The following is a 26,292-nucleotide window of genomic DNA, read 5'->3' on the forward strand; positions in this document are numbered from 1 at the left end:
CTTAATTATAAGAAGCTTGGTTTGGTGGCTGAACAAAGTTTGCGTGGTATCAAGAGATCTTGAGATCTGGAAAAATATAATGGTTACATTTTTGCTGGCTCCTAATCGTTAGGTTGTCAGGGCATGCCGTTGGCCTTGCTAGTAATTTGATCAGGAGGATAAACATGTTTAAGCACGCTTTTGCAAATTTGCAAAAGGTTGGTAAAGCTCTGATGTTACCCGTATCAGTATTGCCGATTGCTGGTATCTTGTTAGGGGTTGGGGCGGCTAATTTTAGTTGGTTACCAGAGGTGATTTCTCATCTGATGGAACAAGCTGGGGGCTCGGTATTTGGTCAAATGGCACTGTTGTTTGCGGTTGGCGTCGCACTTGGTTTTACTAATAATGATGGTGTGTCCGGTCTGTCAGCGATGGTTGGCTACAGCATCATGGTCGCGACCCTGAATGTGATGGCGACGGCCATGGGGGTTGATAAAATAGACACGGGTGTGTTGGGCGGTATCCTCGCTGGCGGTGTGGCAGCATGGTCTTTCAACCACTTCTATAAAATTCAGTTGCCAGAATACTTAGGTTTTTTTGCTGGTAAACGTGCGGTACCGATCATTACTGGCTTTATCTCAATTGCACTCGGTGTGATGTTGTCATTGATTTGGCCTCCGATTGGGGTGGTGATTGGTTCATTTTCTGATTGGGCGGCTAACCAAAATCCGGTGACCGCATTTGGTCTCTATGGCCTCGTTGAGCGTGCATTGATCCCATTTGGCTTGCATCATATTTGGAACGTACCATTTTTCTATCAAGCGGGTTCTTGTGTTAACGGTGTTGGTGACACGGTCAGTGGGATCATGACTTGTTTCTTGACCGCAGATGAGGCCTCACGTACGGCAGGTAATGGTTTTGGTCAGTTAGCTGGCGGCTATTTGTTTAAAATGTTTGGTCTACCCGCAGCCGCTTTTGCCATTGCCCATTCGGCTAAACCAGAAAATCGTGCCAAAGTTATGGGCATCATGGCCTCTGCTGCGCTGACGTCATTTTTAACCGGGATTACCGAACCGATTGAATTTTCGTTCTTGTTTGTTGCGCCTATCCTGTATGCGATCCATGCGGTATTAGCGGGTTTAGCTTATGTACTAACCAACGCATTCGATGTGGTGCATGGTCATGCGTTCTCGAATGGTTTCATTGATCTGGTTGTGCAATCGCCACGCGCAGATAACGTATGGCTACTCGTTGGGTTAGGTATGGGTTATGCGCTACTGTACTACCTAGTTTTCACATCAGTGATCCGGATATTGAACCTAAAAACGCCAGGGCGTGAAGATGAAAATGTCGACATCGTGATGTCTAGTAGCAATCAACTGGCGGGTGAGCTCGTGGCAGCATTTGGTGGTAAATCCAATATCAGCAGTTTAGATGCGTGTATTACTCGCTTGCGTGTCACTGTGGTCGATACCGCGTTGGTTGATCAAGACCAATTGAAGCAGCTAGGGGCGGCAGGGGTGGTTATGGTGTCTGGTGGTGTACAAGCGATTTTCGGTACTAAGTCGGATAACTTAAAAACGGAAATGGATGATTGGATCCGTACTCACGGCTAATATCATGCTTACTGTAATGAGAAAGGAGACCTTCGGTCTCCTTTGTATTGTGTGATAGTCGGTTCAGTTAGTGAATGTAACCGCAAGCCATAGTGGATCTTGTCTCCCGATTGGTGATGGGAGCCGTTTGGCCAATTTACGATGATTGTTTATCCATCGCTTTTTTGATACAGATGGCAGCCCCACCCCATGTGATGCCGAGACCAAGTATCATCATGATAATTGCACTGAATGTCATTAGTGAACCTCCTTTTGTGATCCTGCATTGATAAGAATTCCGGTCATAAATAGGGCGGCGATAATCGCCCAGCCGAGGGTTAAATCGTAACCGCCATAGCCCTCAGTCAAGAGCTCTTGCAGTTTGGTTGCGACAATAATTGCCAAAATAACCGGTGAAATGAAACGCAAACAGAGATCAAACCAAATTCCCACTTTGAAATCAGAAATACTATTAGCATATTTGCGTACATCGGAAATTTTTAGCAACCAGCTCATTAGGAGCAGCTCGACTAAACAGCTGGCCATGATCCCAACGTTGTTGGCAAAATGGTCAACCAGATCCAGCAGCAACAAACCGCCATTGGTGGCAAATGCCATGGAAACGAGTACTCCGCTACCAATCACGATATTGGCGGCCTTTTTGCGGCTCCAACCGAGTTTGTCAATAATCGCTGAGGTGACCGCTTCCATAATCGAAATATGCGAACTGAGGCCTGCAACCACTAAGGCGAGGAAGAATAAAGGCCCTAGAATATAAGGGATCGGCAGTAAATTGATCGCGGCGGGTAAGGTAACAAAAGCGAGACCAACGCCAGAGGAAACCACCTCGGTGAGCGGTTTGCCTTGCTCTTGCGCCATATAGCCGAGTACCGAAAAGATCATGATACCGGCTAGGATCGAGAAGCCACAGTTGATCAGCACGGTCATAAACGCGTTATTGGTGATATCGGATTTCTCGGGCAGATAACTCGAGTAGGCTAACATAATCGCGAAACCGATACTCAAAGTGAAAAATATCTGCCCGTAAGCCGCCGCCCACACCTTCACATCCCAAATTTTGCTGAAGTCAGGTTGGAACATGTAGTTCACACCATCCAATGCACCGGGTAGGAAAATCATCCGCGCGATGAGCAGCAGTACCATGATAAATAACACCGGCATCATGATTTTAGACGCTCGTTCAATGCCTTTTTTCACACCACCGACAATAGCGGCGTAAGTGATGCTCCAAGCGAGCAGCATAGCAAAGGCTATTTGCCACTGAATACCGCCTAATTGGGTTGGTGAATTATCACCCAGTTTGAGATATTCACTGAAGAAGAAGGCATTGGTATCGGTGCCCCAACTTTGGGTAAATGACATCCCAAAATAGGAAATAGCCCAGCCAATTACCGCAACATAATACACGGCAATCAGTGCCGCAATACCGACTTGAAACCAACCTAGCCACTCAAATTTAGTATGAATTTTGGCGAGGGTTTTCGGTGCAGAACCACGATTTTTTTGTCCCATGCTGAACTCGAGGATCATAAACGGGATCCCCGCAGTGATCATCGCGAAAAGATAAGGAATGAAGAATGCGCCTCCACCATTTTCGTAAGCCATATAAGGGAAACGCCAGATGTTTCCCAGGCCAATCGCTGACCCTACGGCAGCTAACACGAATCCTACTCGGGATCCCCATTGTTCTCGTTTCATAAACAACTCCTTGTCATATCCTAGGGGATGAAACTATTCGTCAGCACTTGCTGAATCTGAGAATGGCAACACCTAAGTCACCGGTACGGTGTTTGTCCGATAAACTTTTGTGCTATCATCCATGATTCCGCAAAAAGTTAGTTATATATATCGATTGCTGAGTGAAAACCTAGAATTTTATTCTTATTTATGCGCTGTGTGTTTGCGAAAACTGAAATAATCAGCTAGGCAATCGTTTGAGACTACCGTGTTATTGATTGAGTGGCAATACAATCGGTTGGTTGGATTTATGTTAAAACAAGGTTGTATTTGTTTTGTATGTCAACTTATAGCGAGCAATATCGGGCAACTTAGTGACGAATCTAGTGAATATGACTGAAGTATCGGCTCATCATCAATACAATTGTCTAAGATTAAACAAAGCGTATTTGTCCAAAAAAACACCACACTCTAGAAGGTATATCCCGTTTTGTGAGTCTGTTAAAACTTGCTTTATAGGCGGATAGTCAGCCCAATTTGCACCGAAGCTTGATTGAGCCAATCGGACTTAAATTTTATGACACAGTTTTCTGAAGATGGCAGAGTACAGTTTGCGCTTGAATCATTGTCAACCATCGAGCCTAGCCAGCGAAGTTGTGCATTGAGCGCAATGTGTGTCGCGATTCTATATTCCAACCCACCAAAGGCACTCGCGGAGAAGCCGTATTTATTATCGGCCCAGCTTACGTCGGTGTAGGTACCGCCAATGCCTAAGCCAAGGAAAGAGGAGAGCTGTGGTGACATCGGGTAGTAAATGCTACTTTGAAAATGCAGCGAATGCAGATGCGCATCTTGATTAGGCAGGGTTTCAACTTGAGTGGGTTGGGCGGAATAAAATAAGCCGACTCGCCCTTTTTCATAGGGCATTTCAAGCGCTATAGCATAGTGAGTCGAACTATCCAGATTATATTTATTACTATTTTGGTCAATAACTTTACCGCCTAATGAATAGCCAATCGAAGGGGTCAACATCCACTCAGCATTGACCAATGATGAAAAAATTAAAAGTAACGCATTGAAAATAAATAAAAATATTTTACGCATATCTAAACCCTAGCCAAGTTTTTGACGATGCTTTTATTGTGATAGTAATGGCAGAATTATGCACAAAAAAACCACAATTCTTGAAGATACTTCACACCGATGCTATTACTTTGCTGGATGATCAAGGAGGTGTTATGGAACAAGATCTGAAATATGCATTAGCAATAGTCGTGATCATTTTTGGCATTTTACTGGGATTTGGAGCAATTACCCTTATCCACTAGCCTAGGTATTTATCGATGAATATCTTGCCGCTAAATTGTGGAGGCGTGGTTTCTGATGCTGGGCCGAAGCTCAACACGCAGCATTTTGCAAAATACATCGGTGGTAAACAGGCTTTGGTTGCTCAAGGTGGTGGCCAGAGAGGAATATTTACCGCTGGTGTATTAGATGCGTTTCTTCTTGCTAATTTTGATCCTTTCCATGAGTTTTATGGCACTTCGGCGGGTGCTATGAATTTGTGCGCCTTTTTATCCGGTCAAGTGGGGTTAAGCAAAGCGTTTATCTTAGAGTTGACCACTCGTAGCGAGTTTTTCCATTTATTGAGCTACGTACGGCGTAGGCAATATATCAATATGCAGTGGGCATTAGATCGGGTGTGTGAATCTCCTTATGGTCTAAATTTGGAGCTTGCTCGTCAAACGTTAGGTCAACGCAAGGCTTATGCCGCCGTGACTGAAGTTGATAACCTAAAAGATGCTTATTTGCCAATGTTGGGCAGCGATTGGCAGCAAGTGCTACTGGCGACTTGTGCGATACCGGGTTTGTACCCAGAACCGGTTACGTTTGCGGGTAAGAGCTACATTGATGGCGGTGTTTCAGCGTCGATTCCGGTGCAAGAAGCTTGGCGTAAACAAGCTCGTTGTATTACCGTGATCCGCACTGAATTTATCCCCGAGCATGATCATACCGCTGTGCCATCTGTGGTTGCTCTCCCAGAGTGGTGGCCCGAGCAGTTGAATTATTTACAACAACGATTACAGCATAAATGGTCAGGATGGCGTCAAGAGTGGCGTGATTTTCTACACCAGCAAAGGCTAAGAGCGAAGCTGCAGCAGGGCGAAAAACATTTCCCTGCACTCAATGGTGGGCGTTGGCTATTCGGTGCCGATGATATTTATCGGTTCAGCCACTTATTTGGCAGTCAATTTGATGCTGGGTTGGCCGATTTATTGATGGTGCATTATCAGACTTATGCATTGACCTGTGAATTTCTTAATCTGCAGCATAATGACACTTTTATTGTTCAAATTATGCCAAGTGAACCGCTGCACGCCAACTCGCTGCTCAGTTCATCACAAGCCTTACTGCATGATTATCAACTGGGTCTTAAAGCTGGCGAGCAATTCTTGACCACATATCATCAGGCAAGCGAATTATGTCGTTGATGGTTTGAATTGTCATTTAGATATTCACTCCGTGTAGTTGCCCCACTAAGGCATATCTTCTACGTCGATTATTGTCGGAATATAAAGCCCAATAATTGGATATAAAACACAAACTTCTAGAGATGTGCGTGATACTTGTCACGCCTATTTGACAAATAGCTTCACAATTACTTCGCAAAGTAAAAAAATTAGTTTGTTGTTGAATTTCGGAGCGCCGCATGTACATGGCTCAACCCGGCCATATTGATCATATCAAGCAGATCAATGCTGGCCGCGTATATAAACTGATCGACCAAAAAGGGCCAATCTCTCGTATTGATTTATCAAAGGAGAGTGAGCTTGCGCCAGCCAGTATCACCAAAATTACCCGCGAATTGATTGATGCCCATTTAATTCATGAAACGACAGTACAAGAAGCCACCAGTCGAGGGCGTCCTGCGGTTGGTTTGCAAACCAATAATTTCGGGTGGCAATTTCTTTCGATGCGTCTTGGCCGAGGCTATTTGACCATTGCGTTGCACGAACTGGGTGGTGAAGTACTGATCGATACCAAAATTGATATTCATGAAATTGATCAAGATGATGTACTTTCCCGTTTATTGTTTGAAATTGAAGAGTTTTTCCAAACTTATGCCACTCAGTTAGATCGGGTAACCAGCATTGCGATTACCCTGCCAGGTTTAGTGAATTCTGAACAAGGCATTGTGCTACAAATGCCGCATTACAATGTGAAAAACTTAGCGTTAGGACCGGCAATTTATAAAGCGACAGGGCTACCGGTGTTTGTTGCCAATGATACCCGGGCTTGGGCGTTAGCTGAGAAATTGTTTGGTCATGCTCAAGATGTTGATAATTCAATATTAATTTCTATTCATCATGGGTTAGGTGCTGGCATTGTGTTGGATGGGCGAGTGTTGCAAGGCCGACATGGCAATATTGGTGATTTAGGGCATATTCAAATTGACCCTAAAGGTAAACCATGTCATTGCGGAAATTATGGCTGCTTAGAAACGGTGGCATCTTCACAAGCGATTCGCGATCAAGTCACAACCCGTATTATGGAAGGGGAAGCGAGTTGCCTGGCTGCCAGTGAAGAAATTTCGATTGAGGATATTTGTGCCGCTGCGGCGGACGGTGACTCACTGGCTGTCGATGTCATTCAACAACTGGGCCGTTATTTAGGCGCTGCGATTGCGATTGTGATTAACCTATTTAACCCAGAAAAAATCTTGATTGGTGGTGTGATTAATCAAGCGAAAGCGATTTTATACCCTTCGATTGAGCAGTGTATTCGTGAGCAGAGTTTGCCGGTTTATCATCAAGATTTGCCATTGGTGGAGTCACGTTTTTATAAACAGGCGACCATGCCTGGTGCGGCATTGATCAAGCAGGCGTTGTATGACGGCCTGTTATTAATGAAAGTGGTAGAAGGTTAACTTAATGATTTTCTTGGTGAGAATATCAGTCTTACTTGGATTTTAAGCGTAAGCTAGCGGTATACTGTTAGCGAACTCTTTATTGAACGGAATTTTGTATGTCAAGCATTTTGAACACGGTCGATCAACGTACGAATCTGGTCGGTGAAAATCGATTGGAGCTGTTACTGTTTAGCCTCAATAGTCGTCAAATCTTTGCGATCAACGTGTTTAAAGTGAAAGAAGTCATCAAAGTTCCACGTTTGACTCGCATGCCTGGATCGCACCCACACATCACCGGAGTTGCCTCACTGCGTGGTGAGCCGGTACCGGTGATCGATTTACGTTCAGCGATTGGTTTTCCTCCCTCTCGAGATCCTGCGGCGGAACAAAACCTGATCATTACCGAATATAACCGTAGTGTGCAGGGTTTTCTGGTTGGGCAGGTGCGCAACATTATTAATACCGCGTGGACTGAAATCCAACCACCGCCCAAATCGGCCGGTAAAGCTAATTATTTGACTGCGATAACTCATATTAAAGAGCACAATCAAATCGTCGAGATTATTGATGTTGAGAAAGTGCTGGCTGAAATTGTGCATTATGATGCCTCGATCTCGGCACAAGTGTTGGATCATGCTTTGCTCGATAATATGGTAGGACGTACGGTGTTAATCGTTGACGACTCTTCAACTGCACGCAATCAAGTAAAAGATACCCTTTCACAGCTTGGTTTGAACATCATCGAATGTCGTGACGGTTTAGAAGCGCTGCATCTTTTGCAAACCTGGTGCGACCAAGGTAAGAATATTTATCAAGAGTTACTGTTGATGATCACCGATGCCGAAATGCCAGGCATGGATGGCTATAAGCTGACCAATGAAGTGCGCAATGATCCGCGCATGCAAGATCTTTATATCACACTGAATACTTCGCTCAGTGGCAGCTTTAATGAAGCGATGGTGCAGAAAGTGGGTTGTAACCGTTTTATTTCTAAATTCCAACCTGATTTGCTGGTACAAGTGGTTCAAGAGCGGCTGAGAGAAGTGTTGGCTTAATATTTTGACTTGTTCTAGACGCAAGGCTCTCACCTGAGCCTTGTGTAAACCGCGATGAATTACCATCATAGTGTTATCACAACCACAGCTGAGCTGTGATGGGTCATAATAAGGCGAGTACAATACCACCTATGGTTGCCGCTGCGGAAAGATATTGCCCTGCGGAGTAGGAGGAGTCCTCGACTTTTTTCATGTTATCTGGGTGATCCATACCTAATGCCCCATAGGTGAAAGATTCCACCTTATCTCCTACCGTCTTATCTTTACTGGTGGGAACGGTACTGCCTCGTTCAAGCTCCTGTAATGCCGCCAACAAGGCTCGACCTTCTTCTGATAAAGTCACTCGGTTCGATTCGACTGATAACGGTGTCGTTGTCGAGTCTGGCTTAATTGGGGCCTGAGAAATTAGATTGGGGTGGGATGGCCGTGTTTGTACGGTTCCTGCGCCTACTGGGTTCATTTCTCTCTCCTAACTCATCACTCAGATAATGTATCGGCGGCAATCGAAAAAACTTGTGCGCTTTTTGTTCGTTACCGATAAAAATAGGCAAGCAAATGCTGTGCCTATTTTTAGACCTGTAGTGATAGAGCCGAGTATTATTGGCAGATGAGATCAGTATTGCGATTTTTCAGCGCTTGGATTGCAGCCGCTTGATGGGCTTTTTGCACATAGCGCACTGGTGGCGTTAGCACCTGCAGTTGATAATCAAGGCTAGTATGGGTGACATCACCGACCGGGGTAATGATCACCACGTTGAGCTCTGGGTTACGACGTAGAATCGAGGCCGCGGTTCCTAATCCCTGTTGAGTATGGAACATACCGGCAATGTGCAATACTTGGCGTTCTGGATGGGCGGCAAGATAGGTAACAATACTTTCGGCCATGGTTTCATCCCAAGTCACTTGCGCAGCATACTGATTTTCGTTTTGAGCCGGATTGCCATGATGCATGGAAGCCATAAAGGTGCGTTTATAAGGCGAATCTTGAGTGTTGATTTCAGCTGCTAGCCACTGGCGCTGCTCTGGGGTTAGCCGCTCAATATACTCAATGCCGATTTGACCAATACAGCGCACGATGGGCTTCGGGGCATTAGCGGCTAGAATGGGCAGTTGTTGGCTTTTGGCCAGTTCGACTAAAGGGCGGTAGTCACTTTCATAATTTGGCCAAGCATTGCTTTGTTGGATCAGGTACTGCTCACCAATTTTACCCGCTAAATACTCATTGAGCACTGGTTGGGCATCACGGGTAAATTGCTCCATCGAAAGTGTCATCGCGTGACCCTGTTCGGCTAATTGTTTAAGCAGATCAGTCTGGAAGCGATGGATACCAGCGTGGGTATGCCATTCTCCTATCAAGATAACATCGGCATTTTTAATCTCAGACGGAAGTTGGTGAATAGAGATCCATTCACCTTGTGGTGTCGCCAGCTGATAATCGTAGAATGTATTGATTGGTGAGGGGGCTGTTGAGCAGCCGGTCAGACTAATAGCAAGAAACAGTGCAGCAATCATGCGCATAAAATGGCCTCCATAAAATGAAGCTTATGGTACTGGAGGCCTCTCATATACGCAATCAATGAGAATTATTATCAGTTATTTTCGTAAATAAACTCGCAGCATAAAATCCGCTTCACACATAAAAGTTTCGCTGTTGCCGACTTGCTGTTTAAATGTCTCACTGGCTCGCCATGCGAAAGGGGTCATTTGCAAAAGATCGGCCGCTTCTGAGCCATTGAGTGTCATTGGGTAGTGCAGTTGGCACTCTTCAACCAGTTCAAACCCATCTAAGGTCTCTGCTTGCTCTGGATGCAAGCGTACTTGGTCATAAATGCCTTGTTTAAATTGGTAGAGATGACGTGCAGCAGGAGTGACGGTGATCACCACGCCACCTTGTTGTACACAGCGCTGTAATTCACTCTCTTTGCAAGGGGCATAGATGCGGATCACAGCTGCAAGGCTTTGATCGGCAAATGGCAGTCGGTGGCTAGAGGCGACGGTAAATTGGCAATCTGGGTAGCGTTTTGCCGCGTAACGGATCGCGACTTTAGAGATATCTAACCCCACCGTTTGCGCCAAATCATCTTGTTGGCGCACAGCATTAGCAAAAAAATCGGTGTAGTAGCCTTCGCCACAACCAATATCCAGCAGGGTTTGTTGATGGCCGGTGAGGTATTTTTGGCACAGCTGCGCGACTTTTTCACGCATCGGCGCGTAGTGGCCGGTTTGTAAAAAACGTCGACGAGCTTGGGTCATCTCTTGGTTATCGCCGGGATCTTTGGAGCGTTTGTGCTGGACGGGCATCAAGTTGACATAGCCCTCTTTCGCGACATCAAACTGATGGCGATTAACACAAGAATAGGCGTTGTGATTTAGCACGAGTGGATGCTCGCAAAGGGGGCATAAAAAGGTCATGGTGGTCTCAAACAACGAAATTGACGGCTAAGTTTAGCGATAGTGGCATCAAATAAAAAGTGACACGCTGGTTTTAGCGCTGCTCAACTTTTACTGACTCGCTGAGGCTCGTAATTAAATCACGGCCTCAGCGAGTCAGTTGACTGGTTAGAAGTTAAAGGCGATCCCGGTTGAGAGGAAAGTGGATTTTTGATCAAAAAAGTTGATCACGTCATTGGTTTCTCGGATACCAGCCATGGCGTTCAGTGATACGTTTTTCCAGCCAAATGGTGCGCGATAAGCGTACAGTGCAAATGCACTCCAGCGTTGAGCATCGCGTGTTGCGGAAAAAATCGGGTGTTCGGTCTGGTAGTCTTCTTGGCCATAGCTGAGAGTCATAAATAATGCTTGCTGGCCGAAAAAATGATTGAGACTGAGTTGGTAATCTAGTGCATTAAAATCAAATGCATCTCCTTCGGCATCGCGTTTGGTATAGCTGACCTGCGGGACTAAAGACCAAGCTCGACTGATTGGTAGCGATACTTCGGCTGACATTTGTTGGTAGATACTGTTGCGATTGAGTAATCCTCTGTCTATAGCGCTCCATTTATCTTCGCTAGCACTCTGCTCTTTATCCACTTGGTAATCTAGATAGGCGTAGCGCAGCGTGAGCGGTAGTGCAAAAGGTGCGGTATAGGCGATACGCCCACCTTGGGCGGTGATATCGGTGGTCGATCTTGCCGCTTGTGTTAGATAAGGATCACGCCAGGTTTCATTAACTCCTGGCAGGGCAGGAAAATATGCCAAGGTGATTTGGCCAAGCTGATCAAATTTATGCGTAATTCCGAGTTCAGCTTGCAGTTGCCCTTCAATCACCTGATCGGAGCTTTGACCAGCAAAAAATTGAGTTTTTCCGGAAGCAAAAGTGTATTGCACATTACCTAAAGGCATGAATCGCATTTTAGATGTGGTGTGTCCCGATTGCTGTAAATTGGGGGTGAGCGCATTATCATCATTGGTATTCATCTGTGATTGAGTGCGTGCGTAAAAGCTATTAAGACTCAATGTGAAGTCCCAGCCTGGCTGATTTCTATCGGAAGAGGCTTGGGCGGTCAGTGACAGAGATAATAAAGGCAGCACACTAAGGTAGGTATAGAGGGGTTTCATTAGATTTCCAAATGATGCGGTACATAATCATTAATTATACCTTGAGCTATGCTAAGCGCTATGTTGAAAACGTAAATTAACGTGTAGGGCTACAACCGAAAAAGGTAACTGATTGAAAGAAAAGCAGTGTACGCGCTTTGGAAGGTTAAGTTCGTTTACAATAGCGTTAATTGCACTGCTTTTTAGGCGTTAGGCGAGTTTTTATTGTGCTGAAATGTGCGTGATTAATTGATAGCTTTGCCCCGGTTGTAAAGTTTTACCTGCGCTTAATGAGGGGGCGTGTAGGGTTGATTCAACACATAAGAAATGTCGATATCCTTCATCGTTCATATCGGCCATTGCTTGTGCACCTTGTAACCAAGGATTCCACACCACAGCACTATTATGGCCTTGATTTTCGATCATCACCTTGCGATTCAGTTGCGAGTCTTGAATAGTGACTAGTGCTTCAGGCTGGGTATAAACGCGATCTATCGCATCAGAGAGAGTCAGTGGCGCATGGCTAGAACAAATCAGGTTGTTTTGCAGGCTATCCATGTAAGTTGGGCCAATACCCGTGGTCTCGGTCTGTTGAATATCACCCACTTGAAGGTAGGAGTGCAGAGCGCCTGAAAATGTCCACGCTTGGTGATCGGTATTGGTAATATGCAGTGTTACTTTGAGGCTTGCTCCGATCTCAACTTGTAGACGCAGCTCAAATTGGTAGGGCCACAGTGCCAAGCTTTCACTCGTCACCGGTAATCCGAGCATTACTATCACACCTTGTTCATTTTCTCTATGCTCGATCAGTTGCCACTCTTGACTGCGGGCAAAACCATGTGCAGGGGCTGCAATGCGGCCAAACCAAGGCCAACAAATTGGGATACCACCGCGTAGCGCAGTTTTGCCATCAAAAATTGCTTGTGGGCTCATCCACAGCAGATCCGCTTGGCCTTGAGGTTGGAAGGAAATCACCTGTCCACCGTGTAACGAAATCGCCGCACTGGCTTTATCGTGCATAATCCGCACAATTTTTATTTGGTCTAGTTCTGCAATCGTAACGCAATCAGAGAGTACCGCAACGGTATTCAAAGCATGTAAATCCATCTTAATTTCCTTAAATCTGCATTTCAGCCGGATCTGAGATTGATATCGCCTTCCTACTTGAAGCGGCAGCGGTGTTCGTTCACTCCAATCACATAGTTTACCCATGCTCATGGGGACTTACTCACTTGTCGCCTAACTGCAACTCCAAGTTGTTGGGGTATAACATCAAGAGGTTCCAATATTGAATGACCAAATCCCAGATACCAAAAAGGCGACCCGAGAGTCGCCTTTTTGTCTAACGAATTTCTTCGCTAATCACCACATTACTTAGAGATGTGTGCGATCAGGTCAAGAACTTTGTTTGAGTAACCGATTTCGTTGTCGTACCAAGATACAACTTTAACGAAGTTATCAGTTAGCGCGATACCTGCTTTAGCATCGAATACAGAAGTTTGAACTTCACCGATGAAGTCTTGAGATACTACTGCATCTTCAGTGTAGCCTAGAACGCCTTTCAGTTCGCCTTCAGAAGCTGCTTTCATTGCTGCACAGATAGCTTCGTAAGATGCACCGTTCTTAAGGTTAACGGTTAGGTCAACTACAGAAACGTTGGCAGTTGGTACGCGGAAAGCCATACCAGTCAGTTTGCCGTTCAGTTCTGGAAGAACAACGCCTACTGCTTTCGCTGCGCCAGTTGAAGATGGGATGATGTTTTGAGAAGCACCACGACCACCGCGCCAGTCTTTCGCTGAAGGACCGTCAACAGTTTTTTGAGTTGCAGTTGTTGCGTGAACTGTAGTCATCAGGCCTGATACGATACCGAAGTTGTCGTTCAGTACTTTAGCGATAGGAGCTAGACAGTTAGTAGTACAAGAAGCGTTAGAAACGATATCTTGACCAGCGTAAGAAGCGTGGTTAACGCCCATTACGAACATTGGAGTCTTGTCTTTTGAAGGACCAGTCAGAACAACTTTCTTCGCACCAGCGGTGATGTGTTTACGAGCTGTTGCGTCGTCTAGGAATAGACCAGTTGCTTCAGCTACTACGTCAACACCGATTGCATCCCATTTCAGATCTTCTGGGTTACGTTCAGCAGTTACACGTACAGTTTTACCGTTAACGATCAGGTTACCGTCTTTAACTTCAACAGTACCGTTGAAACGGCCGTGAGTTGAGTCATATTTCAGCATGTACGCCATGTAATCTACGTCGATCAGGTCGTTAATACCTACAACTTCGATGTCATTGCGCTCTTGCGCTGCACGAAAAACGAAACGACCGATACGGCCAAAACCGTTAATACCAACTTTGATAGTCATTATAGTTGCTCCACAACTTAATTTCTGATTAAAGATAACTGGTAGTAAAATTACAGAATCCAGTTAAAAGCTGCAACAGATAATCGGGCTTAACTTGTTCAAAGTCAAAAAAAGCGCGGCTTTTTTTCACAATTGTTTGCAACTGATGAACTTTTAAACTTAGACCTGCGGGTTATGCCTACCAATTGGTGTTGCGTGTGGCGATATCTCCGTTCACACACATAACAAAATTGTACTTAAAAAGTGTAAAAAGTATGTGCTACATTGCTTGGCTTAGGCAAGTTATTTCACCAAGAAATGGTGATCTAAACGATAAATAATAAGGAAATCAACAGCGTGAAATTTACCTCAGAAAATCAGTGCAAGCCTGATGAATACTGGCGTGAGCAGTTAACCGAGCAGCAGTACCATATCTGCCGTCAGCAGGGAACAGAAGCGCCATTTTCCGGAATTTTGCTGCACAATAAAGAGACCGGTTTTTACCACTGTACTTGTTGTCAGACCGCACTGTTCAGTTCGGAAAATAAGTACGATTCAGGTTGTGGCTGGCCGAGTTTTGATGCACCGCTCAATCCACAAGCGATTCGTTATTTAAAGGATCTTACTCACGCTATGGTACGCACCGAAATCCGCTGTGCTGCCTGTGATAGCCACCTTGGTCATGTGTTTGAAGATGGCCCGAATACGACGGGGTTACGCTTTTGTGTTAATTCGGTGTCGTTAGTTTTCAACAAAAAGTGAATAAAGCGGTGAGTTTAGCACCGCTGATGTTGGTTTTTCCGACAATTCACAGCTCGGCAATGAGCGATTGTTTGTAGCTGCCATTACGCAGCGCTTTGGTGATGGTGTTAGCGATGCGATCCAGTTCAGCAAATTGCTGTGGATTAAACGGGTAGAGCCGTTTCATTTCTGCCGCTGAGGCAACCGCGACTCCAAACTCTTTGCTCACCATTGCCCACACATACGCCTGTTTTGGATTATGCAATGCATGATAATTACTGGCTAACGCTTGCAAGATCTCCACATTACGTGGTTTGCCATTACCCAGTTCTAGCGATCGATGCAACAGTTGCACTGTTTTGGCTTTGTCGCGATCGGTATAAAACGTAGCCAGTGCGTATTGCATTTCGGCGGTTTCGAGCGCGGGTTGGCCTTCGAGCTGCAAAAATGCCCGGCGAGCATGGTTATCACCAATTTGACTCCATAAAAAATAGAGTGCTGCGGGCGAATTGGATTGTCTGAGTTTGGCGACAATCCGCTCTTGATCTTGGGTCGCATTGATCAACGCATTAAAGCGATTCTCTTTGAGTTTGGCTTGGTCAATTACTTGGATCTGCGAAGCGAGCTCAAGGCATTGTTGATAGGTGCTGACCAATTGATATTCTTTGATGATCTTATCATCACTTGGTGATTTCAAAATTTCAAAACGATGCCAAATCAGGTCAGTGCGCGGAATACGGCATTGTCCATCACCGAGATTAAGCTGCTCACAGCGCAGGTTGGGGTTATCAGTACACAGTTTTTCGGTATTGTTACGATTCTCGAAACAGCCATTGAGCAGAGTTAGGCTAGCGACGAGCAGTAGCGGTTTAGTCAAATTCATGATATCGACCTGTGATCAAATACACTGATTTATTGGGTTATGGTTGACGAAACTAAAGCGTCATCTCACCACGCAGTACCTGTTGCATCCGAGTTTTCACCTCTTGATAAGACAGATTTTGGCTGAGCAGATAGTGCAGTTTGGCCAGTGCCGCTTCTGGCGTCATATCATAACCGCTGATCACCCCGGCATCGGCCAGCGCACAACCGGTGGCATAACCACCCATGTTCACTTTGCCTGCGAGACACTGGGTCAGATTGACCACCAATACCCCACGCTCTGAAGCCGCTTTCAACTGAGCCAGCAGTTGTGGGTTTTGTGGTGCATTACCTACGCCAAAGGTGAGTAGAATCATGGCATTCACCGGTTGGAGCAAAGTATTGCGGATCACCTCATGAGAAATACCTGGGTACATGGTGATCACTCCAATCGGTTGTGGCGTGATGGCGTTGACTTTAAATGCGCCGCTGGGTTTTTCATCCACTTTGACATTGGCACTGAGCTCAATATTGATCCCTGCTTCAAGCAATGGTGGCAGGTTTGGTGAACTAAACGCGCTAAAGCCATCGGCGTGTGATTTACGGCTCCGGTTGCCACGCATGAGACGATTGTTAAAAAATAGCGTGACTTCATTGATCGGGTAGTTGGCGGCAATATGCAATGCATTCAGTAGGTTAGCTTGGCCATCAGATCGCAGATCTGCAAGGGGGATCTGTGAGCCTGTTACAATTACTGGCTTCGCTAAATTTTCAAACATAAATGACAGGGCTGAGGCGGTGTAAGCCATGGTATCCGTACCGTGCAGGATCACAAAACCATCATAGTTGTCGTAGTTGGCGGCAATATCGTCGGCGATAATTTGCCAATCGGTCGGGGTCATGTCCGAAGAGTCGATTAACGGATCATACTCATGGATAGTAAACAGTGGCATTTCGGGGCGGTGAAATTCCGGCATCCCAGCGAGCTGTTTTTCCATAAATCCTGCTACAGGTACGTAGCCGTGGTCGGATTTTTTCATGCCAATGGTGCCGCCAGTATAGGCGATATAAATATGTTTTCTGGCCATTGCGAGAAATCACTCAGTGTAGGGAACAGTGCGGCGATTATAGCGAAAACTCTTGCAATAAAAAGAGGCGCTTCGAGTAAAGCGCCTCGCTAGATCAAGGGATGTGACCGAATAGACTATTCAACTTGGCAGGGCAAACAGAACGCATACTGCCCTTTAGGATCATTCAGTTGATTAAGTAAGTGGGTTTGTTGTTGCCACTCACCGAGCAAAGGTTGCAGTGATTTAGGCCACAGAGCGGCAATATCCAAACCCGCATTAATCCGTACTTGACCAAGTAGGTCTTGTAAAAATTGCTGGATAGGGCTCAATGGCTCTTCCACCCAATACAGGTTGTATTGCTCAAGCTTGGCCAGATCGGCGGCGAGGCGCACCGCGTCGTCAAAATCGCCCAACTGATCGATCAAGCCGAGATTTAGCGCATCTTGTGCGGTCCACACTCGGCCTTGAGCAATCTCATCCACGGCTTGGATGCTCAGTCCACGCTTTTCGGCCACCAGCGAAATAAAGCGTTGATAACCATGCTCAATACCCAGTTGAATTGCCTCTTTCGCCCCTTGGGTTAACCCTGTGGTTAAGCCTTGTCCTGCAAATGGCGTTGTACCCACTCCATCGGTATAGATACCAAGCTGGTTAAGCCCTTTTTCAAAGGTGGTGATCACGCTAAAAATACCAATCGAACCGGTAAGGGTAGTGGGTTGGGCGACGATTTTATCGGCGCTCATCGAAATCCAGTACCCGCCTGAGGCGGCAAGGCTTGACATGGAAACCACCACGGGTTTGCCTGCGGCTTGTAGCGCTTCCATCTCATTGCGGATCACTTCGGAGGCAAAAGCACTGCCTCCCGGGCTATCAACGCGTAATACGACCGCTTTGATCTTGTTGTCGTTGCGCGCTTCACGCAGCAATCCAGCGACGGTATCGCCGCCGATGCTGCCACGCGGTTGTGAACCATCCATAATCGCGCCACTGGCGACTACCACGGCGATATCGTTAGCAGCATTATTCTGAGCTGGCTTGATGCTCGCTTGGTATTCGTAGTAGCTGATCGCGTTATAGCTGTCTTTGCCATCACTGCCAAAAGTTTGGCTTAACGCTTGGCGCATTTGCTGACGGGTTGCCAATTCATCGACTAAGCCAACTTGTTGTGACAGCGCGGCTAAATCACCGCCGACCGCTTTCAACTGTGCAACAAACTCATCCATGCTTGGGGTTAGCGCAGTGATCTCAATTTGGCGATTGGTTGCCACGTCATCGAGATAGGCGCTCCATAGCTGAGTTAACCAACGTGAGGCCGATTGACGCGCTTCATCGGACATATCATCACGGATAAAAGGCTCAATCGCGGATTTGTAAGTGCCGACTCGGAAGACATGCGTGGAGACCTCTAATTTCTCCAGCAAGGTTTTGTAATACATCGAGTAAGCACTGTAGCCTTTGAGCAGCACAGCACCATCTGGCGCGAGGTAAATTTTGTCGGCATAGCTGGCGAGGTAATATTGGCTCTGATTGTAAAAATCGCCTACCGCATAGACCGGTTTGCCGGACGATTTAAACTCGTTGATCGCTTTGGCGATGTAGCGCAGTTTGGTCAAATTGGTTTCTGGCATATCGGCCAGTGCCAACACTAATCCTGTGATTTTGGTGTCATTTTTGGCATGGCGTAGGGTTTCAACAATATCAAATAACACGTTTTCACGTGGTAATTCATCGCCAAACGCGCTGCCGGCAAAAGAATCCATCGCTTTAAATTGTGAATTTTGCTCCACAATCGGCCCAGAGAGATTGAGCACTAAAGCGGAGGATTGATTGAGGCTGGGTAGCGGAGCATCGGCTTGGGTATAAATAAAATAAATGATGCCAATGGTCAGTAGGAAAAAAAGATTAGTCAGTGCCAGCCTGATAAAGGTAAGGGTTTTCCAGATCCCTTTTAACAACAAACCAACAAAACGAAATAGTGATTTCATGGTGTCTCCAGACCAATAGAGTGCCCAGCACTCCAAGCTTCAGATGTATAATGCCTATTCACACAATGCAGCACATCCTACGTTATCTGATCAGGGCAAACAACCGTAACCTTACTCGTTGTTTCATTAATGTAAAAATATTTACCCACCACCAAGAGCGAATAGCATTGTCCGGTGATGGGGAGGCGCTTATTGATAAGCTACTACAAAATCACGGTTTTATTACCATGCACAAAGACATGGTCGTTGAGCACTTTATTGAGTGCTTTGCTCAGCACATTTTTCTCAACATCATGCCCAGCTTGCGCCATATCTTCGGCATTGAATGTGTGGTCAACCGGGATCACATCTTGCTTAATGATTGGTCCTTCATCGAGATCATTGGTAACAAAGTGGGCGGTAGCACCAATGATTTTCACTCCGCGCTGGTAAGCTTGCTGATACGGTTTAGCGCCAATGAATGCAGGTAAAAAACTGTGGTGTATATTGATGATTTTATGGTGAAATTGTTCCACAAAAGCTGGGGTGAGTACGCGCATGTACTTAGCGAGCACCAGATAATCCGGTTGATATTGGTTAATCACCGCTAATAATTGCTGCTCGTGCTGCTCTCGAGATAACCCCTCATGGGACACACAGTGATAAGGGATCTCAAAGCGCTCGGTTAAACGCTGTAAGCTATCGTAATTGCCGATCACTGCGGCAATCTCAACATCTAAACTGCCATCGTAGTTTTTGATCAGAATATCGCCCAGACAATGCGCTTCTTTGGTCACCAGAATGACCACTCGCTTACGTGTCGAGTCGATCAGAGTACGTTTAGCGCCTTCTGGCAGTGCGTGATCGAGGTCAGCCAGCAGCGTTGTATCGTTGAAATAACCTTCCAACTCGGTACGCATGAAAAAATGACTGCTGGCATTGTCGACAAATTCATTGTTATGAATGATATTGAGTTGATGCTTGTAACAAATATTGGTGATCTTAGCGATCAGTCCCGGCGCATCAGGGCAATGCGTCAGCAAGGTTTTTCTTTCCATTAATAACTACTTCCATGCAAAAATAAATATCCCCTAGTTACGACTAGAAGCCACATGATGACTTAGCGCAATCTCCTAATGGGGTAGTGCAAATCTTTGATTGTAAAAAACCAATCGGTGCTAGCTGAATGGTGATGCAGCCCGCAATCGCGTACCTATAATTAATCTATTATCAAAATAGATTCAATCGGTTTAGCCAAGCAATACACAGGTTTATCAGCGATTGCATCGTGATTTTCTTATTATTAAGAGTAGTAAGGTGGTGGTATGGATAAAGAACTTCTTGCACGTAAGTTGTATGTTGAGCGAGTTGAAGCGCTGCTTGGCGCTCAGTCACTGAATGAGAATATGTTAGAAGAAATGTGGCAGCATCGTACCTCTCCAGGGGATGCCGCTAAAGCGCTGACCAATAGCCCCATTTCTGCTGGTGAGCGACCCGCTTGGTTGGCTCGTTATCTGCATCGCAACTAATACTTACTGTGTGGTGCGCGTGAGATTGTCATTCGCACCACTGTCAAAAACCTGCCATAATCGCGCCATTTCCGTTGCACACTGAACTGGCATGATTGAAAAAACCTTCTCTCAGCAAGGCGCATTAGGCCAAGCGATCCCTGGCTTTCAACCGCGACAACCACAAGTCGATATGGCCAAAGCAGTGGCCAGCGCGATTGCTCACCAAACTCAATTAGTGGTGGAAGCGGGTACCGGCACCGGTAAAACCTTCGCCTATCTGGTTCCTGCTTTGTTGAGTGGCAAAAAGGTGATCATCAGTACCGGTTCAAAAAACCTGCAAGAGCAACTTTTTCACCGCGATTTACCCTTGATGGTCAGTGCATTAGGCTTTTTTGGCCAAGTGGCGCTGCTGAAAGGGCGAGCCAACTATCTATGTCTTGACCGTTTAAGTCGGCAAATGATCGAAAGTCATACTCCCGAAGCTGATCCGGCACTACTCACTCAGTTGGTCAAAGTGCGCAGTTGGGCATCGAGTACCCAAAGTGGCGATTTAGGTGAATGCGATGATTTGGCCGAAGATAGCCCTGTGATTGCGACGATTACCTCAACCAATGACAATTGTTTAGGTAAAGAGTGTCCGAGTTATCAAGAGTGTTTTGTGTCCAAAGCGCGGCGGCGCGCTATGGAGGCCGATGTAGTGGTGGTTAATCATCACCTCTTTTTGGCCGATCTGGCGATCAAAGAAACCGGATTTGGTGAGTTAATTCCCGAAGCAGAAGTGTTTATTTTCGACGAAGCCCATCAATTGCCGGATATTGCCAGCCAATATTTTGGTCAATCGGTATCGAGTCGCCAAGTGCAAGAACTGGCGAAAGATATTGAACTGGGTTATCGCAGCGAAGCGAAAGATATGCGTCAACTGCAAAAAGTCGCCGATAAGCTGCGCCAAGCGGCGATGGATTTGCGGATCATGCTCGGTGAATCCGGTTTTCGCGGTAACTGGCGTGAAGTGCTGCAAACCCCCAGTGTGGCCAGAGAAATTGCCCGGCTCAATGAAGCGCTGCAATTTGCGTTGGATGTACTCAAATTGGCGTTAGGACGCAGTCAACTGCTTGATACTGCCTTTGAGCGCGCGACACTGATCTTAGGCCGCATTCGCCGCGTGTGCGATGTGTCGATTACCGGATATTCTTACTGGTATGACACTACGCCCCGCCATTTTAGCTTACATATTACCCCGCTTTCGGTAGCAGATAAGTTTCGTGAGCAGATGGCCCTCAAAGCAGGGGCTTGGATATTTACCTCCGCTACGCTGGCGGTTAACGACGATTTTAGCCATTTTACTCAACGCTTAGGATTAACGCCCAGCGCGCACTTTTCACTAGTCAGCCCGTTTGATTATCAAACACAAGCGGTGCTTTGTGTGCCACGTTATCTGCCGGAGCCCAATAGCCCGGGGCTGGCGGATAAACTGGTGCGCATGTTGGCCCCAGTGATTGAACATAACCAAGGACGCTGTTTCTTTTTGTGCACCTCGCACAGCATGATGCGTGAGTTAGGTGAGCGTTTTCGATCTCGTTTAAGCTTGCCAGTGTTAATGCAGGGGGAAACCAGTAAGCAAAAAACCTTGGCTGAATTTATGGACTTGGGTAATGCACTGTTGGTGGCTACGGGCGCGTTCTGGGAAGGGATCGACGTGCGAGGCGATGCGCTCAGTTGTGTTATCATCGACAAACTGCCGTTTACTGCTCCTGATGATCCACTGTTGAAAGCGCGGATTGAAGATTGTCGTTTGCGTGGTGGTGATCCATTTGCGGAGGTACAACTGCCGGAAGCTGTGATCACCCTTAAACAGGGGGTTGGACGTTTGATCCGCGATCAACATGATAAAGGGGCGTTGATCATCTGTGATAATCGGCTGGTGACCCGTGATTATGGTGGGGTGTTCCTCGCCAGTTTACCGCCGATCCCTCGCACACGGGATCTGGACATAGTCACCACTTTTCTACAACAATGAGCGGTGGCTAGCCTTAGCGGTGCATCATCCTTTATCATTCAATCATCAATTTGCTGCTAGGCTAATTCATTACTGCTGCCATTGATGAACCACAACATTAGTCATCACTGCAATTATTTAGAGAGATTCATGAGCGTAAAAATTCTCGCCTTAGATACCGCCACCGAGCGATGTTCTGTTGCCTTATTAGTCGGTAATACGGTTTATTCACGCAGCGAAATCGCGCCACGTGATCACACCAAAAAAGTATTGCCAATGGTGGATGAAGTCCTTAAAGAAGCCGGCATCACACTTGCCGAATTGGATGCTTTGGCGTTTGGTCGTGGTCCAGGTAGCTTTACTGGAGTACGGATCGGCATTGGTATCGCGCAAGGCTTGGCCTTTGGTGCGGATCTGCCGATGATTGGTATTTCAACTTTAGCGGCCATGGCGCAAGCGGCGTATCGCTTACAGGGCATGACTCATGTTGCCAGCGCGATTGATGCGCGGATGGAAGAAGTGTACTGGGGGCGCTATGTGCGTCAAGCCGATGGTAATTGGCAAGGGGTGGAAGCGGAGTGCGTGATTGCTCCAGCGCAGTTAGCCACCACACTGCTACCAGATGAGCAAGTCGTTAACGATGAGCCGATGTGGGGGCAAGCGGGTACGGGTTGGGCCGCTTACCCAATGCTGGAAAGCTTGCCGCTGCAAATGCAAGCTTGTGATGTGCTCTACCCAGATGCGCAAGACATGGTGTATTTGGCTCAGTTTGAATTAGCGCAAGGCAATACGTTCAGTGTTGAACAAGCGAGCCCAGTTTATTTGCGTGATACGGTGGCATGGAAAAAATTGCCTGGCCGCGAATCATTGTAGCATCGTAGCGAGGCACACTGATTGAGTGTTGCTACACTCAGTCAGTGAGCGATAGGAACAGTATGGTTGCAATTAATGGATTACCTTTGCCGCGTTTGCCTAGTACTAACAAAACGGGCAAGGTCGGCAAAAAGGGTCAGGTTAGCCAAAGTGAGAGTGGTAGCCGCGTAGCTTCGACCAGTAAAGTGGCTAACGCGGTGGCAGAGTCGCTCCGCTATGTCGATCCGCTGCAGATTGATCGTGCGCAAGTGCACTATGATTTGCCAGCAGGGCAGGCGAGAAAAGCGCTGGAAGAGTATCTGGATGTGATGAACCAAGCGCGTAAAGAGGAACTTGCTCAGTTACTTGGGGTCGATATTTACATCTAACCATAGGATAAAATCGATGCAAAGAGATGTTATAAAACCACTGATACTGCTCGGCGCACTATTGCTTAGCGCCTGTGTTAGCTTGTCGCCAGAGCTTGGTGATTCCGATGATAAAAGTATTGTGACCCAATATTCGGTTTGGTTGGATCTCGATCCGGCGATGCAGTCTACCGTGCGAATGGGCGGTGTGATCGCGAGTATCAGCAATCAACAAGATCGTACTCGAGTCGAATTGGTCAATCTGCCGATCGATAGCTCAGGCCGACCAGATCTGCAGCAAGATCCACAAGGTCGCTTTGTCGCTTATGTCGCCGGGTTTTTAGACCCGATCACGTTTGCGGAAGGGCGGCTCATGACAGTGTACGGCACCACGGCGGAGCCTGAGCAAGGTAAAGTCGGTGACTATGAGCAGCGTTATCCGGTGATCAGCGTGCAGGGCTATCGCTTGTGGCGGGTTGAAGAGCGAGTACAACTGGATGAGTTTGGCTCTTATATGTTCCCGTGTCGTGGCTTTTATTGTGGGCCGCGTTCGATGCAAGAACGCGAAGGTAAGATCATTCAACAAGTCAAATAAAGCGGGTTGCTCGAACTAAGCGGTCGAATTGGGCTTGTTGATCGAGGTTTGGCCAATGTTTCGGCTGACAAGATGGCCTCTGCTTTCGCTATTTGCTCAACTTATCACCAAAAAACCAAGCGGATTGGTCATTCGCTTGGTGCTTTTATCGCAAATTGTTATAGTGCCGCCTTTCTTGAGTGGGCGGTCAAATCTGGGCCGCGCGCTCTGAACTGGTCAGATCGAGTGCTACATATCGGTAGCAATCTTTATGCGCTCAGCTTTGTGAGTTGATTCTCGCCACTGCACCAGTACCCAATATACGCTAAGTCATTGATCTTCGACCTATGAGGCGCGGCATAGATGATTGGCTTAGTTAACAAAATTTAAACCCGTGCTTGAGGCTTCCGTGCTCAACCACTGCGGCTATGCTGTAATAGCGAAGCATGTTTATGTGACCGCTGTATGACCAATCATAAAAATAGCGTCAGCCAATAACGAGGAGTATTACCGTGGATAAACCCTGGCTTTCATGTTATCCGAAAGACGTTCCGGAAACCATCAACCCTGATCAGTACCTCTCTCTGGTCGAAATGTTTGAGCAATCAGTACAGAAGTACGCCGATCAGCCTGCATTTATGAATATGGGCGCGGTGATGACGTTTCGTAAACTGGAAGAACGCAGCCGAGCTTTTGCCGCCTATTTGCAAAATGAACTGAAGCTCAAACAGGGTGATCGGGTTGCACTGATGATGCCGAACCTGCTGCAGTATCCGGTGGCACTGTTGGGTATTTTACGTGCAGGTATGATCGCGGTGAACGTCAACCCACTGTATACGCCACGTGAGTTAGAGCATCAATTAAATGATGCCGATGCGCGCGCTATCGTGATCGTCTCCAATTTTGCCAATACCTTAGAGCAGATTGTCGCCAAGACCAAGGTTAAGCATGTCGTGTTAACCAGTTTGGGACAAATGCTGCCACGCGCCAAAGGCACGCTAGTTGATTTTGTGGTTAAGTATGTAAAAGGAATGGTGCCGAAATACGATCTGCCTGGTGCGATTTCTATGCGTAAAGCGCTGTATAAAGGCCGTCGCTTACAGTACGTCAAACCGATGATGTCGGGGGATGATATTGCGTTTCTTCAATATACCGGTGGTACAACCGGAGTGGCGAAAGGTGCGGTACTGACTCATCGCAACATGGTCGCTAACGTGCTGCAAGCCAAAGGTGCCTATGGCCCTGTATTGCAAGAAGGGCGCGAGTTGGTGGTGACGGCGCTGCCGCTTTACCATGTATTTGCTCTCACCGTAAACTGTTTGCTGTTTATTGAAATGGGCGGACGCAACTTACTGATCACCAACCCACGTGATATTCCGGGCTTTGTCAAAGAGCTGCAAAAATACCCATTTACCGCAATTACTGGGGTCAATACTCTGTTTAATGCGCTGGTCAATAATGAAGACTTCCACGAGCTGGATTTCAAACACATGAAGCTGGCTGTGGGCGGAGGCATGGCGGTACAGCGTGCTGTTGCGGAACGTTGGAAAAAGACTACCGGTGTTCATTTGCTCGAAGGTTATGGCTTAACTGAGTGTTCACCACTGGTCACCGGTAATCCGTACAATTTGAGTGATTATACTGGCGCGATTGGTTTACCGGTGCCTTCTACTGAAGTACGAATTGTGGATGATGAAGGCAACGTGCTGGCCAACGATCAAGTGGGTGAGCTGCAAGTACGCGGACCACAAGTGATGCAAGGCTACTGGCAACGTCCCGAAGCGACTAAAGAGGTACTCAGTGAGGACGGTTGGTTAGCGACCGGTGATATTGTTAAATTTGATGAGCAAGGCTTGCTCTACTTGGTTGACCGTAAAAAAGACATGATTCTGGTCTCTGGATTTAACGTTTATCCGAATGAAATTGAAGATGTGGTTGCGCTGCACGGCAAAGTGTTGGAAGTCGCCGCGATTGGTCAACCAAATGATGTGGCGGGAGAACTGGTCAAAATTTATGTGGTTAAACGCGATCCTAGCCTGAGCAAAGATGAGTTAATTAGTCATTGCCGCCAATATTTGACCGGTTATAAAGTGCCTAAACAGGTCGAATTCCGCGATGAACTGCCAAAAACTAACGTCGGTAAAATTCTGCGTCGGGTGCTGCGTGAAGAAAATGACGCACAATTATCGGCACAAGCACAGCAAAACGCATAAGCTTGATTGATCCGGTGTGTTTC

General features: G+C 46.7%; 25 protein-coding genes. 12 read left to right on the forward strand and 13 right to left on the reverse strand.

Translation table 11 applies throughout. From position 1 onward, the window contains the following. Positions 1-164 precede the first annotated feature (164 nt). Complete coding sequence (gene ptsG, locus OOK74_RS04220; protein WP_278183161.1) at positions 165-1,595, forward strand: PTS glucose transporter subunit IIBC; 1,431 nt, start codon at positions 165-167, stop codon at positions 1,593-1,595. Between the two features lie 136 nt (positions 1,596-1,731). Here ptsG and OOK74_RS04225 read toward each other — a convergent pair whose 3' ends face one another. The 3 genes from OOK74_RS04225 to OOK74_RS04235 all read right to left on the reverse strand — a co-directional run bounded on the left by OOK74_RS04225 (position 1,732) and on the right by OOK74_RS04235 (position 4,376). After that, the gene (locus OOK74_RS04225) at positions 1,732-1,833 is read right to left on the reverse strand and encodes a MetS family NSS transporter small subunit (protein WP_166013282.1); all 102 of its coding nucleotides are present in this window, start codon (positions 1,831-1,833) and stop codon (positions 1,732-1,734) included. Further along, positions 1,833-3,293 (reverse strand): sodium-dependent transporter, encoded by a 1,461-nt coding sequence (locus OOK74_RS04230; protein ID WP_278183162.1) that lies wholly within the window; start codon positions 3,291-3,293, stop codon positions 1,833-1,835. Before OOK74_RS04230 ends, OOK74_RS04225 begins: the two co-directional genes overlap by 1 nt. Positions 3,294-3,785: 492 nt before the next feature. Next, a complete protein-coding gene (locus tag OOK74_RS04235) occupies positions 3,786-4,376 on the reverse strand; it encodes a porin family protein (RefSeq protein WP_274722295.1) in 591 nt (196 codons plus the stop codon). Between the two features lie 47 nt (positions 4,377-4,423). On the opposite strand from OOK74_RS04235, the gene cydH reads away from it, so the two are divergent. The 4 genes from cydH (at position 4,424) to OOK74_RS04255 (ending at position 8,237) form a co-directional block, all read left to right on the forward strand. Next, positions 4,424-4,600, forward strand: coding sequence for a cytochrome bd-I oxidase subunit CydH (gene cydH / locus OOK74_RS04240; protein ID WP_274722296.1), 177 nt, complete (start codon positions 4,424-4,426; stop codon positions 4,598-4,600). Between the two features lie 15 nt (positions 4,601-4,615). Further along, positions 4,616-5,764, forward strand: a complete 1,149-nt coding sequence (locus tag OOK74_RS04245; RefSeq protein ID WP_278183163.1) for a patatin-like phospholipase family protein — start codon at positions 4,616-4,618, stop codon at positions 5,762-5,764. Between the two features lie 218 nt (positions 5,765-5,982). Then, positions 5,983-7,200 (forward strand): sugar metabolism global transcriptional regulator Mlc, encoded by a 1,218-nt coding sequence (mlc, locus tag OOK74_RS04250; protein WP_274722298.1) that lies wholly within the window; start codon positions 5,983-5,985, stop codon positions 7,198-7,200. Between the two features lie 98 nt (positions 7,201-7,298). Beyond that, entirely contained in the window at positions 7,299-8,237 is a 939-nt protein-coding gene (locus OOK74_RS04255) for a chemotaxis protein CheV (RefSeq protein WP_166013276.1), read from the forward strand. Positions 8,238-8,340: 103 nt separating this feature from the next. Here OOK74_RS04255 and OOK74_RS04260 read toward each other — a convergent pair whose 3' ends face one another. The 6 genes from OOK74_RS04260 to gap form a co-directional block, all read right to left on the reverse strand. Further along, positions 8,341-8,697, reverse strand: coding sequence for a hypothetical protein (locus tag OOK74_RS04260; protein ID WP_274722299.1), 357 nt, complete (start codon positions 8,695-8,697; stop codon positions 8,341-8,343). A gap of 137 nt (positions 8,698-8,834) precedes the next feature. Further along, positions 8,835-9,755 (reverse strand): ChaN family lipoprotein, encoded by a 921-nt coding sequence (locus tag OOK74_RS04265; protein ID WP_274722300.1) that lies wholly within the window; start codon positions 9,753-9,755, stop codon positions 8,835-8,837. Positions 9,756-9,830: 75 nt separating this feature from the next. Then, entirely contained in the window at positions 9,831-10,649 is an 819-nt protein-coding gene (gene rlmA, locus OOK74_RS04270) for a 23S rRNA (guanine(745)-N(1))-methyltransferase (protein WP_274722301.1), read from the reverse strand. A 147-nt stretch (positions 10,650-10,796) separates the two neighbouring features. Then, positions 10,797-11,795 carry a DUF2860 domain-containing protein gene (locus OOK74_RS04275; protein ID WP_274722302.1) on the reverse strand — a complete coding sequence of 333 codons (999 nt, stop codon included), beginning with the start codon at positions 11,793-11,795 and terminating at the stop codon, positions 10,797-10,799. A gap of 201 nt (positions 11,796-11,996) precedes the next feature. Further along, positions 11,997-12,881: a D-hexose-6-phosphate mutarotase gene (locus OOK74_RS04280; RefSeq protein ID WP_274722303.1), complete on the reverse strand. Its 885-nt coding sequence runs from the start codon at positions 12,879-12,881 to the stop codon at positions 11,997-11,999. Between the two features lie 263 nt (positions 12,882-13,144). Continuing rightward, complete coding sequence (gap, locus tag OOK74_RS04285; protein WP_166013271.1) at positions 13,145-14,140, reverse strand: type I glyceraldehyde-3-phosphate dehydrogenase; 996 nt, start codon at positions 14,138-14,140, stop codon at positions 13,145-13,147. Positions 14,141-14,476: 336 nt separating this feature from the next. On the opposite strand from gap, the gene msrB reads away from it, so the two are divergent. Further along, the gene (gene msrB, locus OOK74_RS04290; RefSeq protein ID WP_274722304.1) at positions 14,477-14,881 is read left to right on the forward strand and encodes a peptide-methionine (R)-S-oxide reductase MsrB; all 405 of its coding nucleotides are present in this window, start codon (positions 14,477-14,479) and stop codon (positions 14,879-14,881) included. A gap of 46 nt (positions 14,882-14,927) precedes the next feature. On the opposite strand, the gene OOK74_RS04295 is transcribed toward msrB, so the two are convergent. The 4 genes from OOK74_RS04295 to purU all read right to left on the reverse strand — a co-directional run bounded on the left by OOK74_RS04295 (position 14,928) and on the right by purU (position 19,813). Further along, positions 14,928-15,743 carry a DUF2989 domain-containing protein gene (locus OOK74_RS04295; protein WP_274722305.1) on the reverse strand — a complete coding sequence of 272 codons (816 nt, stop codon included), beginning with the start codon at positions 15,741-15,743 and terminating at the stop codon, positions 14,928-14,930. Between the two features lie 52 nt (positions 15,744-15,795). Beyond that, positions 15,796-16,809, reverse strand: coding sequence for an asparaginase (gene ansA / locus OOK74_RS04300; protein ID WP_274722306.1), 1,014 nt, complete (start codon positions 16,807-16,809; stop codon positions 15,796-15,798). 116 nt (positions 16,810-16,925) lie between these two features. Beyond that, positions 16,926-18,776, reverse strand: a complete 1,851-nt coding sequence (sppA, locus tag OOK74_RS04305) for a signal peptide peptidase SppA (protein ID WP_278183164.1) — start codon at positions 18,774-18,776, stop codon at positions 16,926-16,928. Between the two features lie 203 nt (positions 18,777-18,979). Further along, complete coding sequence (purU, locus tag OOK74_RS04310) at positions 18,980-19,813, reverse strand: formyltetrahydrofolate deformylase (protein WP_274722308.1); 834 nt, start codon at positions 19,811-19,813, stop codon at positions 18,980-18,982. 267 nt (positions 19,814-20,080) lie between these two features. Between purU and OOK74_RS04315 the strand changes: the two genes are divergently transcribed. From OOK74_RS04315 to fadD, 6 genes are all read left to right on the forward strand, one after another. Then, positions 20,081-20,284 (forward strand): hypothetical protein, encoded by a 204-nt coding sequence (locus tag OOK74_RS04315; protein WP_166013265.1) that lies wholly within the window; start codon positions 20,081-20,083, stop codon positions 20,282-20,284. A 91-nt stretch (positions 20,285-20,375) separates the two neighbouring features. Then, positions 20,376-22,283: a DNA repair helicase YoaA gene (gene yoaA, locus OOK74_RS04320; protein WP_278183165.1), complete on the forward strand. Its 1,908-nt coding sequence runs from the start codon at positions 20,376-20,378 to the stop codon at positions 22,281-22,283. 129 nt (positions 22,284-22,412) lie between these two features. Then, complete coding sequence (tsaB, locus tag OOK74_RS04325) at positions 22,413-23,135, forward strand: tRNA (adenosine(37)-N6)-threonylcarbamoyltransferase complex dimerization subunit type 1 TsaB (RefSeq protein WP_278183166.1); 723 nt, start codon at positions 22,413-22,415, stop codon at positions 23,133-23,135. A 62-nt stretch (positions 23,136-23,197) separates the two neighbouring features. After that, a complete protein-coding gene (locus OOK74_RS04330; protein ID WP_278183167.1) occupies positions 23,198-23,503 on the forward strand; it encodes a chromosome partitioning protein ParA in 306 nt (101 codons plus the stop codon). Between the two features lie 16 nt (positions 23,504-23,519). Further along, positions 23,520-24,077: a Slp family lipoprotein gene (locus tag OOK74_RS04335; protein ID WP_278183168.1), complete on the forward strand. Its 558-nt coding sequence runs from the start codon at positions 23,520-23,522 to the stop codon at positions 24,075-24,077. Positions 24,078-24,568: 491 nt separating this feature from the next. After that, positions 24,569-26,269 carry a long-chain-fatty-acid--CoA ligase FadD gene (gene fadD, locus OOK74_RS04340; RefSeq protein WP_274722313.1) on the forward strand — a complete coding sequence of 567 codons (1,701 nt, stop codon included), beginning with the start codon at positions 24,569-24,571 and terminating at the stop codon, positions 26,267-26,269. Positions 26,270-26,292: the final 23 nt, after the last annotated feature.

The sequence above is a fragment of the Vibrio misgurnus genome (assembly GCF_029635775.1).
Taxonomy (GTDB): Bacteria; Pseudomonadota; Gammaproteobacteria; order Enterobacterales; family Vibrionaceae; genus Vibrio; species Vibrio chanodichtyis.